Annotated in this window: 18 protein-coding genes; 4 read left to right on the top strand and 14 right to left on the bottom strand. The window is 37.3% G+C overall.

From position 1 onward, the window contains the following. Positions 1-3: 3 nt before the first annotated feature. The 6 genes from feoB to argF form a co-directional block, all read right to left on the bottom strand. A complete protein-coding gene (feoB, locus tag ACN0NP_RS07605; protein WP_074669129.1) occupies positions 4-2,142 on the bottom strand; it encodes a ferrous iron transport protein B in 2,139 nt (712 codons plus the stop codon). Continuing rightward, positions 2,139-2,615, bottom strand: a complete 477-nt coding sequence (locus ACN0NP_RS07600; protein WP_045798142.1) for a FeoA family protein — start codon at positions 2,613-2,615, stop codon at positions 2,139-2,141. Before ACN0NP_RS07600 ends, feoB begins: the two co-directional genes overlap by 4 nt. Positions 2,616-2,975: 360 nt before the next feature. Further along, on the bottom strand, positions 2,976-3,710 hold the full coding sequence (locus tag ACN0NP_RS07595; RefSeq protein WP_004230766.1) for an amino acid ABC transporter ATP-binding protein: 735 nt from the start codon (positions 3,708-3,710) through the stop codon (positions 2,976-2,978). After that, positions 3,710-4,396 (bottom strand): amino acid ABC transporter permease, encoded by a 687-nt coding sequence (locus ACN0NP_RS07590; protein WP_021141871.1) that lies wholly within the window; start codon positions 4,394-4,396, stop codon positions 3,710-3,712. The genes ACN0NP_RS07595 and ACN0NP_RS07590 overlap by 1 nt, the downstream gene beginning before the upstream one ends. 229 nt (positions 4,397-4,625) lie before the next feature. Then, complete coding sequence (locus ACN0NP_RS07585) at positions 4,626-4,856, bottom strand: DUF1797 family protein (protein WP_004230761.1); 231 nt, start codon at positions 4,854-4,856, stop codon at positions 4,626-4,628. 122 nt (positions 4,857-4,978) lie between these two features. Beyond that, positions 4,979-5,953, bottom strand: coding sequence for an ornithine carbamoyltransferase (gene argF, locus ACN0NP_RS07580; RefSeq protein WP_423217076.1), 975 nt, complete (start codon positions 5,951-5,953; stop codon positions 4,979-4,981). A gap of 170 nt (positions 5,954-6,123) precedes the next feature. On the opposite strand from argF, the gene ACN0NP_RS07575 reads away from it, so the two are divergent. The 4 genes from ACN0NP_RS07575 (at position 6,124) to ACN0NP_RS07560 (ending at position 9,880) form a co-directional block, all read left to right on the top strand. Further along, positions 6,124-6,309, top strand: a complete 186-nt coding sequence (locus tag ACN0NP_RS07575; RefSeq protein ID WP_423217676.1) for a helix-turn-helix transcriptional regulator — start codon at positions 6,124-6,126, stop codon at positions 6,307-6,309. 286 nt (positions 6,310-6,595) lie between these two features. Continuing rightward, complete coding sequence (locus tag ACN0NP_RS07570) at positions 6,596-8,881, top strand: AAA family ATPase (RefSeq protein ID WP_423217075.1); 2,286 nt, start codon at positions 6,596-6,598, stop codon at positions 8,879-8,881. Between the two features lie 177 nt (positions 8,882-9,058). Then, positions 9,059-9,505: an NUDIX hydrolase gene (locus ACN0NP_RS07565; RefSeq protein WP_074566290.1), complete on the top strand. Its 447-nt coding sequence runs from the start codon at positions 9,059-9,061 to the stop codon at positions 9,503-9,505. Positions 9,506-9,577: 72 nt separating this feature from the next. Then, positions 9,578-9,880 (top strand): DUF1827 family protein, encoded by a 303-nt coding sequence (locus tag ACN0NP_RS07560; protein WP_004230746.1) that lies wholly within the window; start codon positions 9,578-9,580, stop codon positions 9,878-9,880. Positions 9,881-9,968: 88 nt separating this feature from the next. Here ACN0NP_RS07560 and ileS read toward each other — a convergent pair whose 3' ends face one another. The 8 genes from ileS to ftsA all read right to left on the bottom strand — a co-directional run bounded on the left by ileS (position 9,969) and on the right by ftsA (position 18,922). Further along, a complete protein-coding gene (gene ileS, locus ACN0NP_RS07555; protein ID WP_423217074.1) occupies positions 9,969-12,767 on the bottom strand; it encodes an isoleucine--tRNA ligase in 2,799 nt (932 codons plus the stop codon). A 331-nt stretch (positions 12,768-13,098) separates the two neighbouring features. Beyond that, on the bottom strand, positions 13,099-13,863 hold the full coding sequence (locus tag ACN0NP_RS07550) for a DivIVA domain-containing protein (protein ID WP_021141864.1): 765 nt from the start codon (positions 13,861-13,863) through the stop codon (positions 13,099-13,101). A 10-nt stretch (positions 13,864-13,873) separates the two neighbouring features. Then, positions 13,874-14,659, bottom strand: a complete 786-nt coding sequence (locus tag ACN0NP_RS07545; RefSeq protein ID WP_024344234.1) for an RNA-binding protein — start codon at positions 14,657-14,659, stop codon at positions 13,874-13,876. Continuing rightward, positions 14,656-14,913 (bottom strand): YggT family protein, encoded by a 258-nt coding sequence (locus ACN0NP_RS07540; RefSeq protein ID WP_004230741.1) that lies wholly within the window; start codon positions 14,911-14,913, stop codon positions 14,656-14,658. Before ACN0NP_RS07540 ends, ACN0NP_RS07545 begins: the two co-directional genes overlap by 4 nt. 3 nt (positions 14,914-14,916) lie before the next feature. After that, complete coding sequence (locus ACN0NP_RS07535; protein WP_024344233.1) at positions 14,917-15,522, bottom strand: cell division protein SepF; 606 nt, start codon at positions 15,520-15,522, stop codon at positions 14,917-14,919. 12 nt (positions 15,523-15,534) lie between these two features. Continuing rightward, positions 15,535-16,209 carry a YggS family pyridoxal phosphate-dependent enzyme gene (locus ACN0NP_RS07530; RefSeq protein ID WP_027967915.1) on the bottom strand — a complete coding sequence of 225 codons (675 nt, stop codon included), beginning with the start codon at positions 16,207-16,209 and terminating at the stop codon, positions 15,535-15,537. Continuing rightward, the gene (ftsZ, locus tag ACN0NP_RS07525) at positions 16,209-17,534 is read right to left on the bottom strand and encodes a cell division protein FtsZ (protein ID WP_024344231.1); all 1,326 of its coding nucleotides are present in this window, start codon (positions 17,532-17,534) and stop codon (positions 16,209-16,211) included. The genes ACN0NP_RS07530 and ftsZ overlap by 1 nt, the downstream gene beginning before the upstream one ends. Before the next feature lie 20 nt (positions 17,535-17,554). Next, positions 17,555-18,922 carry a cell division protein FtsA gene (gene ftsA / locus ACN0NP_RS07520; RefSeq protein WP_045798148.1) on the bottom strand — a complete coding sequence of 456 codons (1,368 nt, stop codon included), beginning with the start codon at positions 18,920-18,922 and terminating at the stop codon, positions 17,555-17,557. Positions 18,923-19,221 lie beyond the last annotated feature (299 nt).

The raw sequence follows: 19,221 nt of genomic DNA, 5'->3' as shown, positions 1-19,221 counted from the left end.
GGCTTATTCTCCAACTTCTCCTAGATTATCTAAAGTAATCACTTTTTCAGGTTCTTGAGCTGGTTTTCTAACGATAAAGTAAATAATTGCAATCAATAGCGCTACTGCAACGATTGTCCAGAAAGTGATACCTTTACCGTATAAAACAACAAGACCTAATTGATAAATAATCAAACTAACGACGTAAGCAAGACCTGTTTGGAATCCAATAGCACCAAGTGTCCACTTAGCGTCACCCATTTCACGTTTAATAGCTCCCATAGCTGCAAAACATGGTGCACAAAGAAGGTTAAAGATTAAGAATGAATATCCTGCAAGAGCTGAATAATCAAGTTGCAATGCGTGATACAAGCCACGTGTTGTACTGTCGTTGTACAAGATACCAAATGTTCCGACAACAGCTTCTTTGGCAGCAAGACCTGTTGCAGCAGCCACAGTCGCCTTCCAGTTACCAAATCCAAGTGGTGCAAAAATCCAAGAAATCAATTTACCAAATGAAGCCAAGATTGAATTGTCTGTATCAACTGCTTGGAAAGCAAAATTGTAAGTTGACATGAACCAAATGATAACTGTCAAGCTAAAGATAACTGTACCAGCACGTTTCACAAAGCTAAGGGCTTTACCAAAAGCGTAGCGAAGAACACTTGCGATTTTTGGCATGTGATAAGCTGGTAATTCCATGATAAACGGACTAACATAACTTCCAAGTAATTTTGTTTTCTTAAGAGCAATACCTGAAAGAATAATAGTAATAACGCCGATGAAGTATGTTGATGGCGCAACAAATGGATTATCTGGGAAGAAAGCACCTGCAATCAAGGCGATAATAGCTAACTTAGCAGAACATGGCATAAATGTCGCTGTCATGATTGTGATACGACGGTCACGTTCATTTTCAATGGTACGACTCGCCATAACCGCTGGCACACCACATCCAGTAGCAATCAACATTGGAATGAATGATTTACCTGACAAACCAAAACGTCTGAAGACACGGTCCATGACAAAAGCGATACGACTCATGTAACCAATATCTTCCAAAATTCCTAAACAGATGAATAGAACAAAGATTTGTGGCAAAAATCCAAGAACTGTACCAACACCAGCCACGATACCATCAATGATAAGAGATTCAAGCCAACCAGAAACATGAAGAGCATCAAGTCCAGATTGAACCCAACCAGGCACCAATTCGCCAAAGAGCACATCATTAACCCAGTCAGTCCCCATTGTACCAACAGTTTGAATTGAAAGATAGTAAACCAAGAACATAGCTACTGCAAAAATTGGCAAAGCCAAGATACGGTTTGTAACAATTCGGTCAATCTTATCAGAAACTGTCATCTTGAAGTCGCTAGTTTGGTTTTGAGCCATTTTAGCAACTTTTTCAATAAAGGCATAACGCTCATTAATCACAATTGACTCTGAATCTTCTGTGAAGATTTCTTCTGTGATTTTAATGACTTGGTTAATTTCACCTTTTTGGAAATCAGACAAATCAAGTTCTTCTTTAACAAGGGCATCTCGTTCAAAGAGTTTAATAGCATAAAAACGTGCAGAACGTTCTGGGACAACATCCCCCAAGATGTCAATGATTTGTTTAATCGCTGCTTCAAATTGATTGCTATATGTTGGGTATTGAATCAAATCAACATCAGCTTTTGTTGTGTTAGCAACTTTTTTGATAGCTTTATCAACACCAGTATTTTTAACAGCACTTGTTGAAACAACTGGAACACCTAATTGATAAGACAATTTATCAACATTGATTGTTTTTCCTTGAGCTTTAAGCGCATCACTCATATTAAGCGCAACAGTTACTGGAATACCAGTTTCAATCAATTGAGTTGTCAAGTAAAGGTTACGTTCCAAGTTTGTCGCATCAACAACATTAAGAATGCTGTCGGCGTCATTACTCAATAAATAATCACGCGCAACTTTTTCTTCAGGCGTATAAGGTGACATTGAATAAATACCTGGTAAATCCTGAACTTTCCAGTCAGCATGTTTTTTTACCGTACCACTTTTACGTTCAACCGTAACACCTGGCCAGTTACCAACACGTTGACTTGTACCAGTCAATAAGTTAAAAAGACTTGTTTTACCACTATTCGGATTACCGATTAAGGCTATCTCTGTCATTTTTCCTCCTCGCTATCTACTTTTACGACACTAATCATTTGCGCTTCAGACTTACGAAGTGTCAATTCGTAACCGCGTAAGCTAATTTCAATTGGGTCTCCTAACGGAGCAACTTTTCGTAGGTAAACTTTTGTGTGACGCGTTAATCCCATATCCATGAGACGGCGTTTTGCTTCATTAACAGCATAAATACTATCAACATAAGCGTAGTCACCTACTTTTAATTCTGAAAGAGGAAGTGATAAAAGAGCACCTTCTTCTTCTGTGACATCAATCTGGCTTAAAATCGATTGATCAAAAGCCAAACGACTTGATTTAAGCATAACAATCGCACTAGTTGGTGTTTTCGAAACAACTTTAACTGAAGCACCGACTTTTAACCCCAAATCAGACAAGTGTCTAGCACTATCATCGGGCAAGTCAACACTGACAATAGTATAAGGAATACCAACTTTAGCATTCTGCAAAATCAAATTTCTTGACCTCCTCAAATTTTTTTGGTAAAATATTTGACCTTCCGTCCGATTCATTATATCATAAAAATGAGCAGATAAACCTATAAAAATTAATTTTTTTCTCTATTTATGCATTGATTGTAATCATTCTAAATAAAGCATACTTAATTTTAGAATCGTTATAATCTAGCTGTTTTCACTATCGTTTTCTTTTTAAGCACCCTTAAAAAGATGACTAAATTATAATAATTAAGTGTGCTTAATGTATAAAATAGACTCATTTTTTGCTAATATACTTATTATTTTTAACCACATTTAACTTTTCTACTATATATAAAAAACTCAGCTGAATTCAAAATCAACTGAGATTTTTTAATATTACAATACCTTACTCAAGAAATCTTTTGTACGAGCTTCTTTAGTATTTTCAAAAACGTCTTTTGGTGAACCTTGCTCAACAATGACACCACCGTCCATGAAAATAACACGGTCAGCGACTTCGCGCGCAAATCCCATTTCGTGAGTTACAATAGCCATTGTCATACCTGATTTTGCCAAATCTTGCATAACACCAAGAACTTCTCCAACCATTTCTGGGTCAAGAGCTGATGTTGGTTCATCAAAGAGAAGAACATCTGGATCCATAGCAAGTCCACGTGCAATAGCAATACGTTGTTGTTGACCACCAGAAAGACTTGTTGGATAAGCATTGGCTTTATCACGAAGACCAACTTTATCAAGCAAATCATAAGCCTTAGCTTCTGCCTCTGCTTTCGGAACACCTTTAGTCTTAATCGGTGATAGAGTAATATTTTCAAGGACTGTCATATTAGGGAAAAGGTTAAATTGTTGGAAAACCATTCCCATTTTTTCACGCATTTTGAAAATATCATTTTTCTTATCAGTAATATCGACACCTTCAAAAGTAATCACACCTTTTGTTGGTGTTTCAAGCAAGTTCATTGTACGAAGGAATGTTGATTTCCCTGAACCAGAAGGTCCAATAATAACAACCACTTCTCCTGCTTTTATATCAAGATCAATACCTTTTAGAACTTCATTTTTTCCGAAATACTTATGAAGGCCCTTAATTGAAATTAGTGTTTCTGACATTAGTTATTGCCTCCATTTCCCATACGAGTTTCAAGTTTTTTAAGTAAAAATGACAAAACTGTAGTAACCATTAAGTAATAGAAAGCTGCAAATAGCAATGGTGTGATTGGTAGGTAAGTTGCTGTTACAACTGATTGAGCACCATTCCACAATTCCATAACACCAATTGTTTGAAGAAGTGAGCTATCTTTGATAATTGTAATAAATTCATTCCCAAGGGCTGGCAAAATATTTTTAAGTGCTTGTGGCAAAATGACGTAGCGCATAGCATTCACAGGACGAATCCCTAATGAATAAGCTGCTTCAAGCTGACCTTTTGGCACTGCTTCAATACCTGCTCTGACAATTTCAGAAATATAGGCTCCGCTATTTAGTGAAATAATAATGATACCTGGAAGCAAACGTGAAAAATCAAGGTCCAAGACACCAAATCCTACGATTGGAGCATTGCTAAAGTGCATCCAAGCAAAGGCAATCATAATCTGAACGACCATCGGTGTTCCACGGAAAACCCAAACATAAAAACTAGCAATCCAATTTAAAATTTTAATATTCGTACGCTTAACTAAAGCAACCAAGATACCAATGATTGTCCCAAAAAAGACAACACATGCTGAAATCATGATAGTAACAAGGACACCATAGTTAAAATAAGCCCAATACTTTGGTAAAAATGAAAAATCCATTTCTGTCTCCTATATGCAATAATCAATTAATTATAACACACATTGAATAAAAATACCAATAATTCATAAGTATTAAATAGCTTTATTAAAAATAAAAAGCCCGCATCTGCGGACCCTTATCAATTCAAAATAGCAATATAAGAAAGCATAGAAACCACACTAAATAGGATGGAAAGGGCGAAAAAATACACCCTTTGCCCTTATACTCTGTCCTGAATTTTTCTTTATCTTAGTAAAGAAGATCGTAAATTTCCATTGCGATCAAGTCGATGCTATCAAATGAGTATGACTCACGAGCTTCAACATCACGCAAAGTGAAAACTGGACCATTTTCAGGGTCATTGCTGAAAGACACTTCTGCCACAACGACACCATCACGTTCAAAATTACGTTTAAGATTGCTACCATCAGTCGTCATCAATTCAAGACGATTGATAATTCTCACCAAATGTGATTCCATGACTATTCTCCTCTTCGTTTATTGTCTTATCTATTTTAACATAAATTCTACTAAACAAACAACAAAGGAATGCATTTTCTCACATTTATAACAATTTCTTGTCAAAATCTAACGCTTTGCGTCTATTTAAAAGAATTATAGATGATTGCTTTGATTGAATGCATACGATTTTCAGCCTCTCTAAAGATGACTGAACTGTATTTTTGAAAAATTTCATCGGTAATTTCTAACTCAGACAAACCATATTTTTCAAAAATTTCTTTTCCGATTTCAGTATTTAAATCATGAAAAGCTGGCAGGCAATGCATAACAATCACATCAGGATTTTCTGTCTTTTCTACCAACTCAGCATTAATTTGATAAGGAAGTAAAAGGTCGATACGTTCTTTAAAATCAACTTTTTCTCCCATTGAAACCCAAACGTCAGTATAAAGCATATCTACACCTTTGACAGCATCAAGATTATCTGTAATCGTCAATTCTGCGCCGGTATTGTGCTGTTTTGCAAGCTCAACAATCTCAGCTTCAGGCTGCAAACTAGCTGGAGCGATAATTTTGACATTAACACCTAAGATAGCTGAAGTAACAAGCAAGGAATTCGCCATGTTATTACGACCATCACCAACATAAGCAATCGTAAGACCTTCTAGCTTTCCAAATACTTCTTTTAATGTCATAAAATCAGCAATCATCTGAGTTGGATGCCAAGTATCAGTTAATCCATTCCAGACTGGCACTCCTGAATATTCTGCCAAAGTTTCAACGTCTTCTTGCTTAAAGCCTCGGTACTCAATACCATCAAACATCGAACCAAGCACCTTTGCGGTATCAATGACAGATTCTTTTTTACCAAGTTGAATTTCACTGCTGCCAAGATATGTCACATTCATTCCGAGGTCTTGTCCAGCCACTGTAAACGCAGAACGTGTTCGTGTACTTGTTTTTTCAAAAATTAGTGCAATATTCAATCCTTCTAAATATTTATGAGGAATTTTTTCTTTTTTCAATGATTTAAATTTCAATCCTAAATCAATAAGATTAAGCAGCTCTTCCTTAGTAAAATCAATCTCTTTCAAAAATGAATCTTTATATGCCATACTTCTTTCCACCTTTTCTTTTTGAATAATATACCTAATTCTAGCATAATTATACATCTTGTCAAGTGATTTATGAATAAAAATAAAATAATTATTCATCTTTATGTCATTTATAATTGATATGTCACATATAATTTACTATGCTAGTGATTGTTACTAAGGAGAAAAAAATGAACCGAGTCAAAGAATATCGCACCGCATTAGGGCTTTCTCAATTAGCACTTGCAAAGCAAATCGGGATTGCTAAACAAACTGTGAACTTGATTGAAAATAATAAATATAACCCGTGTATCAAGCTTGCCGAGACTTTAGGTACTGATTTAAATGTACTTTTTTGGGAGACTCGTAATCATTAATTACTAAAAAGGAATTAGGTGAAAATCCTTTTGACATTTAGTCAATCCTCTTTTCTTAAGTTTAAGTATCATCATTTTTCTGGCTTAATTTTTGGAGCTATGATGGGCTCTTTAGCTACCAGTCAAATCGTCTCAGAAAAAATTAGCACTCTTACAAAAAGAGTGCTAATTTTTGATGCTTTTTACTTGATTTCCTAATCGCTAGTGCTATAATGTAAGTATGAAATCTGACTATCTTTGACCTTTAGGACATTAGTCAGACCATTACGAAAGGAGGGTATTTTATATGCTCTGTCAGAATTGTCATTTAAACGAATCAACAATTCACCTGTATACAAATGTTAATGGTCAGCAAAGACAAATTGATTTGTGCCAAAACTGCTATCAAATCATGAAAACTGACCCAAATAACGCTATCTTAGGAGGTTTGGGTGGAAATTCTCAACCAACCTCTAACGCAACTAATCAATCAACAAATCCTTTCGATGATTTCTTTAGCAATCTCGGTGGCTTCCCTGCATTTGGAGGTCAAGGATTTCAAAATACCCCTCCAACACAACCTGGTGGAGGAAATAATGGACGTGGTGGCAACGGAAATGGCAACTTCCGTCAAGGCGCTCAAGCTCAACAACAACAGCCAAAAGGCTTGTTAGAAGAATTCGGTATCAACGTTACTGATATTGCACGACGTGGTGATATCGACCCTGTTGTGGGCCGTGATTCTGAAATCATTCGAGTTATCGAAATTCTTAACCGCCGTACAAAAAACAACCCAGTTTTGATTGGTGAACCTGGTGTTGGTAAAACAGCTGTTGTTGAAGGGCTCGCTCAAAAAATCGTTGATGGTAACGTTCCTCAAAAACTCCAAAACAAACAAGTCATTCGTCTCGATGTCGTAAGCCTTGTTCAAGGGACTGGTATCCGTGGACAATTTGAAGAACGCATGCAAAAACTCATGGAAGAAATTCGTGAACGCAAAGACGTAATTTTGTTTATCGATGAAATCCATGAAATTGTTGGTGCTGGTAATGCTGGCGACGGTAATATGGATGCTGGTAACATTTTAAAACCAGCTCTTGCACGTGGTGAATTACAATTAGTTGGTGCTACTACTCTTAACGAATACCGTATTATCGAAAAAGATGCAGCACTTGAACGTCGTATGCAACCTGTAAAAGTTGACGAACCAAGTGTTGAAGAAACTATTACAATTCTTCGTGGTATTCAAAAGAAATACGAAGACTATCACCATGTCAAATATAGCGATGATGCTATCGAAGCTGCTGCTAACCTCTCAAATCGCTACATCCAAGACCGTTTCCTTCCAGATAAGGCAATCGACTTGCTTGATGAAGCAGGTTCTAAAATGAACTTGACACTCAACTTTGTTGATCCAAAAGAAATTGACAAGCGTTTGATTCAAGCTGAAAATCTAAAAACACAAGCTACTCGCGATGAAGATTATGAACGCGCAGCTTATTTCCGTGATCAGATCGCCAAATATAAAGAAATGCAAAAACAAACGATTGACGAAGATGACATACCAGTGATTACTGAAAAGACAATCGAAGCCATCGTTGAAGAAAAAACAAATATCCCTGTTGGTGATTTGAAAGAAAAAGAACAATCACAATTGATTCACCTTGCTGATGACTTGAAAGAGCACGTTATCGGTCAAGATGAAGCCGTTGATAAGATTGCCAAAGCCATCCGCCGTAACCGTGTTGGACTTGGCACACCAAATCGACCAATTGGTTCATTCCTCTTTGTCGGACCAACCGGTGTTGGTAAAACAGAACTTTCAAAACAACTAGCAATTGAACTCTTTGGTTCAGCTGACAGCATGATTCGCTTTGACATGTCTGAATACATGGAAAAACACGCTGTCGCTAAACTTGTCGGAGCTCCTCCAGGATATGTTGGTTACGAAGAAGCTGGTCAATTGACTGAAAAAGTCCGTCGTAATCCATACTCACTCATTCTTCTTGATGAAGTTGAAAAAGCACACCCTGACGTTATGCATATGTTCTTGCAAGTACTTGATGATGGTCGTTTGACTGACGGGCAAGGTCGTACAGTAAGCTTTAAGGACACTATTATCATCATGACTTCAAATGCTGGTACTGGTAAAGCTGAAGCCTCTGTTGGTTTTGGTGCTGCTCGTGAAGGTCGAACTAATTCCGTTCTTGGTCAACTTGGTGATTTCTTCAGCCCAGAATTTATGAACCGTTTTGACGGCATCATCGAATTCAAAGCCCTTAGCAAGGACAATCTTCTTCAAATCGTAAACATCATGCTTGATGATGTTAATAAACGTTTAGCTACAAATGATATTCATCTTGATGTCACAGACAAAGTTAAAGAAAAACTTGTCGATCTTGGATATGATCCTAAGATGGGAGCTCGTCCGCTTCGTCGAACTATTCAAGATTACATCGAAGATGCCATCACTGACTTCTATCTTGAACACCCAACTGAAAAAGATTTAAAAGCCGTGATGACAAGCAATGGTAAGATCATCATTAAATCAGCTAAAAAAGTTGAAACCGAAGAATCTGTTTCAGCAGAATAATAATGACAGTCTAGAAAGTTAATACTTTCTAGACTTTTTTGTTGCGTCAAAATCGAAATATTCCGACAATTTTCTAGCAAAAGAGAAAAAAATTTAGTATAATAAATCTAATAGGCTAAAAAGATAACGCTAACAAAAAACTTGTTACCTCCGTTATTTCTATCAGAGGAGAATATTATGACAAACCCAACTTTTGGTGAAAAACTTGACAATGTTGACTACAAAGCACGTTATGGAGTGTATGCAGTCATTCCAAATGCAACTAAAGACCAGATTATTCTAGTACAAGCGCCTAACGGCTCATGGTTTCTTCCTGGCGGTGAAATTGAAGAAGATGAAGACCATTTTTCAGCTTTAAAGCGCGAACTCATCGAAGAATTAGGATTTTCAGCTGAACTTGGTTATTATTACGGACAAGCTGATGAGTACTTCTACTCTCGTCATCGTGATACTTATTTTTACAATCCAGCTTATATCTACGAAGTAACTCACTACGAACAACTTGGCGCTCCACTTGAAGACTTTAACAACCTTGCTTGGTTCCCAATTGAGGAAGCTATTTTAAAATTAAAACGTGGCAGTCACAAATGGGGCGTTGTAGCTTGGAAAAAAAATCACCATTAATCTCTCATAATATAGGTTTTTCACCTAAAATAGTGTTATAATAATGATAGAAAAGTCCATAGGAGGAAATTTATGAGGTTAATCAACACAACAAGTAGTCATTCCGAGCTAGTCCGCAATCAGCTTCGCAATACGGACGCAAAACTCGTTGAGACATACTCAGCAGGAAATACTGATGTGATTTTCACACAAGCACCTAGTCACTACGAGCTGTTGATTTCAAACAAGTATCGTGCTATTAAAGACAGTGAAATCGAAGCCATCCGAGAATTTTTCCTCAAACGCAAAATTGACAAGTCAACCGTTCAATTAGATCAGCTAAAAACATTACATACTTCAAATCTAATTGAAATTTCCTTCCCAACAGCTCTTTAATCAGGTTCTCGTAACCTGATTTTTTATTTTCATAAAACTAAAAAAACGAACTCAAATTGAGTTCGTTTTTCTGATAACTATAGTGTTATTATTTTGCTTTTACTTCAAAACCTTCTGCTACTGCTTCTGGGAAGTTAGCTTCAACGATTTCAGCACAGTGATCACAAACTGTAACACCGTATGAACGTTCTTTAGATGTTGGGTCTACGCGACGGCAACGATCACAAACTTCACCTTCAGCGTGAGCAACTGTAAATGCGACACCGTCAAAAGCAACAGCATCAGCTGGAGCAGCTTCATCAGTAACTGTCAATTGTGATACGATAAGCAATTGAGCAATATCGCTATCAAGGGCAGTAAGAAGAGTTTTCACTTCTTCGCCAGCATAGATAGTCAAATGAGCTTCCAATGATTTACCGATAACTTTAGCGTTACGAGCTTCTTCTAAAGCTTTTTGAGCTTGATTACGAAGTGTCATGAAGGCATCCCATTCTTCAAGAATATTTTCTTGTCCTTCGAAGACTTCAGCATCTGGTAATTCAGATAATTGAACGAATTCTTCTGGTTCGAATTCAAGGTATGACCAGATTTCTTCAGCAGTGTGAGGAAGAATTGGTGTCAACAATTTAGTGATTTTAACCAAGATATCGTAGAAGACTGTTTGCATTTGACGACGGGCAATGTTATCTGCTGCTTCGATGTAAACAACGTCTTTGGCAAAATCAAGGTAGAATGCTGACAAATCAACTGTGATAAAGTTAACAACAGCTTTGTAAATTGTCATGAAGTCATAATCTTCATAAGCTTTACGGATTGTTGCTACCAATTGGTTGAATTTAACAGTCATGTATTTATCAACTGAACGCAAATCTTCGTAAGCTACCGCATCTGTATTTGGATTGAAATCAGTTGTGTTAGCAATCAAGAAACGAAGTGTGTTACGGATTTTACGGTAAGTTTCTGAAACTTGACCAAGAATTTCCATAGAAACACGTACGTCAGCATCTGTATCTACTGAAGCAACCCACAAACGAAGGATTTCAGCACCGTATTGTTTAGCAACGTCGTTTGGTGAAATGATGTTACCTTTAGATTTAGACATTTTTTCACCTTTACCATCAAGAACGAATCCTTGAGAAAGCACAGCTTTGTAAGGTGCGTGTCCATTAACGGCAACTGAAGTAATCAATGAAGAGTTGAACCAACCACGGTATTGGTCAGAACCTTCAAGGTAAAGGTCAGCTGGATATTCCAAACCTTCGCGAGCGTTCATAACACCATTCCATGAAGAACCTGAATCAAACCATACGTCCATGATATCAGTTTCTTTAGTGAATTCACCATTTGGTGAACCTGGGTGTGTGAATCCTTCTGGAAGAAGATCTTTAGCGTCACGTTCCCACCATACAATTGAACCAAATTCTTCAAACAAGTCAGCAACGTGGTCAGTTACTTCTTTTGTCATAATAGCTGTACCATCTTCAGCGTAGAAAATTGGAAGTGGAACACCCCATGCACGTTGACGTGAGATAACCCAGTCACCACGGTCACGAATCATGTTATAAAGACGAGTGCGACCCCATTCTGGATAGAATGTTGTGCGGTCAATTTCATCAAGAATATCTTGACGGAATTTAGAAACAGATGCAAACCATTGTGGTACTGCACGCCAGATGATAGGTTTTTTAGTACGCCAGTCAAATGGATATGAGTGAGTAATAACTTCGCTAGCAAGCAAAAGATCACCAAGTTTTTCTTTAACAGTTGGAACAACTTTATCGTAGAATTGACCTTGGAATTCAGGGCCTGCATTTTCCATCATGATACCACGTTCGTCAACTGTAACAGCAACTTCAAGGTTGTATTTAACACCAACATTGTAGTCATCTTCACCAAAACCAGGGGCAGTGTGGACAACACCAGTACCTGAGTCAAGTGTAACGTGGTCACCAAGGATAACAAGTTCGTCTACTTCTGTATCCCATGGGTGTTCAGTAACGATGTATTCAAGTTCAGTACCTTTGTGTTTTGCAAGAACTTCAAATGATTCCCAACCAAATTTTCCAGCAAGGCTATCAAGAAGTGCTTCTGCAACAACAAATTTACGATCATCGTTAGCAGGTTTTACAACAACATAATCCATATCAGGACCAACTGTCAAACCACGTGAAGCTGTTACTGTAAATGGAGTTGTTGTCCAAACGACGATGTAAGTATCAGTATCAAGAACACCTTTACCATCTTTAACTTTGTTAGCGTAGTAAAGTGATGTTGAGTCAATATCGTGGTATTCAATTTCAGCTTCTGCAAGGGCAGATTCTGATGACCATGACCAATAAACTGGTTTAGCACCACGGTAGATGTAACCTTTATCAGCCATCGCACCAAATACACGAATTTGAGCTGCTTCATACGCAGGAATAAGAGTCACGTATGGATTTTCCCAGTCAGCAGATACACCAAGACGTTTGAAATCTTCACGTTGTTTATCTACTTGGCTAAGTGCGTACTCACGACACATTGCAAGGTATTCAGTCAAAGGAATTTCTTTGCGTTTTACACCTTTTTTAGCCAAAACTTGTTCAATTGGAAGTCCGTGTGTGTCCCAACCAGGAATATAAGGAGCACGGAAACCAGACATTGATTTAGAACGCACAATAATATCTTTAGAAATTTTATTCATGGCGTGACCAACGTGGATGTTTCCGTTAGCGTATGGAGGTCCATCGTGGAGGTTGAATGAAGGTTTACCTTCGTTTAATTGTTGACGTTTTGCGTAGATGTCAGCTTCTTCCCATTCTTTTTGCCATTTAGGCTCTTTGTTTGGGAGTCCAGCACGCATTGGAAAAGCAGTTTTTCCAAGATTAAGCGTTTCTTTTAATTTCATGACTACTCCTTATAATAAATAATATTCAACTGTCAAAGGATTGTTAACCAACGACAGAAAAATGACAATGTTTCTTAGGTGATAAAACAAAAGAGCCTTCGTCTCAATAAGGACGAAAGCTCGTGGTACCACCTTAGTTTAGAAATTTAGGCACACCAAACAATGGAGTGAAAATCTAAATTTCCCTCTTTAAACCCGTAAGGTGAGTTTGTCCCTTTTATCTTACTCAATTCAGATAAAATATTAGAAAAGGATAACTGATATCCCAGAGATTGCTGGCCTCGCACCATCGCCTGCTCGCTGTAAATGTAGAATATCAATCGCGTTTTTCTTATTCTTCAATATTTAATTTAAATGTTTGAGTTTCGTTAAGATTGATGTCGTCTGCTTCGCTATCATCAATTACTGGAAGTTTTTGTGTTTCTTCAAGATGTTTGTTTCCTGCTTCAACACGACGTTGCAATTCTTCCATTTCTTCTGGAGTAAATTGACGAGTAGCATCCATTGACATTTCATCGTCAGTTTCAGGCATTTCTTCTTCCAAAACTTTTTCAACAACTTCACGGAAAGCTGCATCAGAATTTTGAAGGTAAACTGCAGTTGGTTGCAACAATTCTGTCCATTCTGGTGAATTTGTCAAACCAAGTTGACCTTCGATAGCAGCAACCAAACGTTGGTGGAAGACACGTGTTTGACGTTTCAAATCTTCTGTTTCCACTGCAACACGTTTAGCTTCATCAGTTGCATCACGCAAAATTTGATTAGCTTTTGATTTAGCTTCATCAATAAGATGTTGTGCATCGTAGTTTGCTTTGCTAACAAGGTTAGCTGCTTCATCGTTAGCTGAAGTTTTTACTTTTTCAGCAGTTTCTTGAGCAAGAATAACAGATTGGCTCAAAGATTCTTTCATTTCATCGAAGTAAGCAAGTTTATCTTCTAAGTCTTTAATTCTGTTTTCTTGTTCATGATTACGACGAACCAAGTCTTCGTAGTCTTCTACAACGATATCAAGAAATTCGTTAACTTCTTCTTCGTCATATCCACGAAATTTTAGTTTAAATGTTTTATCTTTAATATCAAGTGCTGTGAGTGCCATTGATTTCTCCTTATTTATGTATCATCTTATCTACGGTCAATTTGATTTTTCCATTTTTAGTAAGCCCATTCTCGCTTAAAATAGAAAATCGACCAAATCCTCTAACACTAATCAAATCTCCAACTTGAAGTATTTCCGAAGGTCTATCAATCGACTGATAGTTGAGTTTTACCTTTTCAGCGTTTACTAACTGAATTGCTTGACTTCTGGAAAGCTTCAATACTGTTGCTAAAACCTTATCCAATCGCATGCTTGAAACCATGATGTCTAATTGCTGTGACTCTTTTTCACCGACAATTAAATTATCAAGTGGAACCTCTTTTAAGTTTACGCTAGCTTTAGCTATCTTAGTAACATTAGCCCTAAAATAATCAACCATATTTCTAGTCACTAATAGCTGAGCATAACCAGATTCAACCAAAATATCACCAATGATATGTCGCTTAATTCCAAGTCTATTAAGCAAAGTTCCCATTATTTGAGCATGAGTTAATTGATTGAACTTTGAATTATACTTCACTTCTAACAAAGCTAATTCAAAGTCATCAAGATTAAGCTCATAATAATCAGGAGCAACTAGTAGTCGTGCGTACTCCGCTGGGTAATAATCACTCGAAACAAAGTAACGCAAGCCCCTATTACCAAGAACGCTTCTAGCAATCTCAAGCTGTCGAGGATTTAAAAAATCTGTTAATGAATAAGCGTATGTCTCTTCAACGCGCTGAGCGATATCATCAATTTTCTCGATGAAATCATACTCATCTGGTCTAAAGTGCTGATAAATATCTTTTTTCATCCGAGTAAAAGCATTACGAGAAAGCGACTTAGTAGATTTAAAGCAATAAACACAGCCCAAATCGTAAAATCAAGTCCCATAAATTGTAGATTTAAACGTCGAAATGGTTTAACTATTGGATCAACAACTTGAACCAATAAGCGACCTAAACCAGTATCATACGCACCTGGGAACCAAGATAAAAGTGCATACGCAATTAGCAGATAAGAGTAAAATTGAATGGTTTTTAATAGTACAATTAATACAAAAATCATATATTAGCGTCTCTTCATGTCAAAGTCAAAACCAACATCTTGTCCCGCATTTGGGATAGGAAGTTCTTCAAGATTGACAATGACATTTGATGGTGTCAATAAATACATTGAGCTGCCAACTTTTTGAAGACTTCCATAAAGAACTTTACTTGCACCATCAATAAAATCTAAACAACGACGAGCTTGTGCATCAAGCATGTATTGAAAATCAATTAGAACACATTCGTTAACAATCAACAAATCAACAATTTCTTGAGCATCCTCATATTTACGAGGATATTTCAAAGCAATTGTTGTAGTTGCTTGGCTGTTACGAGCTTGTAATTGCTCTTCACGACGTTGATTTAAATGAGCGTGCTGATTTTCATCAAAAGCACGTCGAGGTTGAGGCTGTACACGTTGACGAGCTGCAGCAGATTGAGACTGTTGAGTACGAATAGATGAAACTGGTTGTGACTCAACTCGTCTTTGTGCTGGCTGCGGTTTAACCTCTACTTTTGGTTGAACACGAGGCTGTTGCACATCGTCTTCAACTGTTTCTTCAACATCACTTACCTCATCAGTATCGAAATAAGAGATTAGTTTGTCAAATTTATCTTTAAATGCCATGTTTTTCTCCCATTACTTAAAGAATGATGAACCAATTCGAACAAAGGTTGCTCCATTGCGAATCGCAATTGGAAAGTCTCCGCTCATCCCCATACTCAATTCAGTAAAAGGCATATGAGGTAAGTGTCGTTCTTGTAAGTCTTGTCTCAATTGGTCAGCTTTCCCAAAAATGTCATCAATTTCACTTTCAGAAGCATTTTTAGGAGCCATCGTCATCAATCCAACAATTTCTACTTTATCAAAGTCAGAGATTTGCTCTAAAGCCTCATCAATCTCAGAGACTTTAAAGCCATGTTTACTCTCTTCCTCAGAAATATTAATCTGCAAGAAGCATTTAATGGGATGTTCTGCTCGTTTCTGAATTTCAGCTGCTAACTTAACAGAATCTAAGGCATGGAAATAATCGACATAGTTAATAACATTTTTAACTTTGCGTCGCTGAAGTGTTCCAATCAGATGCCACGTTAAATTCTTATCTTTAAGCGCCTCGTATTTATCCAAAAACATATCGACCCTATTTTCACCAATATGTTCAATACCTGTGTCAATAAGACGAGCAGCAACACCACTATCAACATACTTCGTCACAGCAATAACTTTGACACTTTCTTGTGAACGATTGGCTGCTTTAGTTGCATTAGCAACCTGTTCAAAAACAAGGTCCTTATTCTTTTGAAAATCGGTCATTAACGATTTTTGAAGAATGGTGGTGTTTCAAGTTCATCATCAGCATCTTCATTTGCTGTAAATGTTGACATTGTTAATTTGCTATCTAATTCACCTTCTGTTGGGCGTGCAATGTTGTCGCGACGAAGATCCCAGTTTCCAAATGAATTTTCTTTTTGTTGTGATTGGTTAGCAGGTTGTTGTGGAGTTGGCATTGCATGATTTTCACTCATATCGTAGTCAAAGTTTGAACGACGTTCAAATGCTGCTTGGCTAGGTTGTTGTGAACGTTCTGATGCATATTGTGCTCCTGCTGCTTGTTGTGCATTATTATTTGTAAATGAACGAGTAGTTGGTTGAGTACGGAAACCAGCAACTTGTTCTGCACGATCTTGATGAACACCTGTAGCAACAACTGTCACACGAATTTCATCTTTCATTGTATCATCAATAGATGTACCAAGCCAGATGTTAACACCTTTACCAGCTGCTTGACTGATGATTTCAGAAGCTTCTTCTGCTTCAGTAAGAGTCATGTCAAGACCACCTGTTACGTTAACGATAACATCTTCAGCACCATCAATTGTAGTTTCAAGAAGTGGTGAGAAGATTGCTTTGCGAGCAGCTTCAGTAATACGTTCTTCTCCAGTACCGATACCGATACCCATAAGAGCGTTACCTTTATTAGCCATAACTGTTTTAACATCGGCAAAGTCAAGGTTGATAAGACCAGGATTTGTAATCAAATCAGTGATACCTTGAACACCTTGACGAAGAACGTTATCTGCTTCACTAAGAGCTTCAAGAAGCGGAGTTTTCTTATCAACAATTTCAAGAAGGTTGTTGTTTGAGATGATAAGCAATGTATCAACTTGTTCACGAAGTTCTTGAATACCTTCTGCAGCAAAGTTGCTACGTTTGTTACCTTCAAAACCAAATGGACGTGTTACAACTGCAACTGTAAGAGCACCTAAGCTTTTAGCAATGCGAGCAATAACTGGTGCAGCACCTGTACCAGATCCTCCACCCATACCAGCAGTAATGAAGACCATATCAGCTCCTGTAAGAGCTTCTGTCAATACTTCTTCGCTTTCTTCAGCAGCTTTACGACCAACCTCAGGTTGTCCTCCAGCACCAAGTCCACGAGTCAATTTAGGGCCTAACTGAATAACAGTTTCTGCTTTTGATGAGCTCAATGCTTGGATATCAGTGTTTGCTGCGATAAATTCAACACCAGCAACTCCTTCATCAATCATGCGGTTGATGGCGTTACCTCCGCCACCACCGACACCAATAACTTTAATAACTGCACCTTGTACAGATGCTGTGTCAAATGAAAATGCCATTTTTATTCCTCACTTATTGTTTAGTCAAACATACTTCCAAAAATACCACGAACACGTTCGCTCAATTTTGATTTTGGCTCTTCGTGTCTTTGAACAGGTTGAACTGGAGCTGGCTGCGGAACCATGTTTTCGTTAGCAGTTACAGCTGGTTCATTGTTATAAACCACTCGTGGTTGAACTTGTGGTTGTGGTTCAAAATCAACAGGTTTACGACGAAGTAATTCTTCACCAGAAACCGCACGTTGAGCAATAACGTCAACTTCACTCATTGTACCAACGTATTCAACTAAGCTAATAACGTTAGCAAACATTGGGTTACGGATTCCGACTTGATTTGGAACATGTAATTTAACAGTTGTTCCAAAAATTTCTTGAGCAACTTCAACAACACCTGGCATGATTGCTCCACCACCAACAAGAATAATTCCTCCTGGTAAGTCAAGTAAACGACCACGTTCTAAATCTTGTTTTACACGATCCAAAATGTGACGAACTCGTGCAGAAATAATTTCTGACAAGTAACGTTCACTAACTGAAATTGGAGATTCACTTCCCACAACATCAACTTGAACAGTTTCTGAAGTACTTGCTTCTTCTAAGTTTGCTTGACCAAAATTAAATTTAAGTGCTTCAGCAATTTCCATAGAAGTTTTCAAGACTTTTGAAATGTCCTTAGTAACGTATTCGCCACCTTCAGGGTAGATATTTGTGTATTGCAATTCTTGTGCACGCATTGACGCAACGGTAGTTTGACCACCACCCATATCAATCACTGTAGCACCGAACTCACGTTCACCTTCGTTAAGAACTGATTTTGTCAAAGCAAGAGGTGAAATGATTACATTTTCAACGCTAATGCCTGCACGTTCAACAGTTTTACGAAGATTATGAAGAATTGTGGTTGGTCCAGTATAAATCAAGCCACGCATTTCTAGACGGATACCCATCATGCCACGTGGATCACGAATTCCTTGGAAACCATCAACGATAAATTCTTCTGGAATCAAAGAAATAACTTCACGTTCTGGAGTGATGCTTTTTGTTAATGCTGATTTGACAACACTGTCAACATCTTCATCTTTGATTTCTTTTGATTCACTAGGAACAGGAATCATACCTTGAGTTGGTTCGATTTGAAGGAGATTAGCAGGAAGACCAACGTTAATTTTGTCAATTGTCATTCCAGCTTTTTCTTCAGCTTGTTCAACCGCTTTTTTGATTGATTCTGCAGCTGCTTCAATATCTATAATAATACCGTCTTTTACTCCCGTACTGGGAACGTTACTCACGCCAATCACGTTCATTTCACCAGAAACAAATTCGGCTACTAGAACTTTAATCGAGCTTGTTCCAATATCTAATCCTGTAAAAAAGCCATTTCTAGCCATTCACTCGACCTCACTATCTTTCCAATCATTTACTAATCTAAAATCTGCATAAAATCAGAATTATTCAGAGAATATTATATCATAAAAAAACGTAAAATGTTATCATTTTACGTTTTTTGTTATTGAAATTTACCTACTATTAATATTATAAAAAACGTTACAGTATAAAACACATACTAGTATTTATAGGTAGAATATATTAATTACGATAAAATACACGTAACAAAAAACGTAACAAATTTTATAACAAATTTACGAGTTCAGCAGGCAGGAAAAAAGCACCTTAACGGGTGCTTTTA

The sequence above is a fragment of the Streptococcus equinus genome, from assembly GCF_049393805.1.
GTDB lineage: Bacteria > Bacillota > Bacilli > Lactobacillales > Streptococcaceae > Streptococcus > Streptococcus equinus.
Note: the sequence above shows the minus strand (reverse complement) of the source record. Positions and strands in the feature narration are given on the sequence as shown.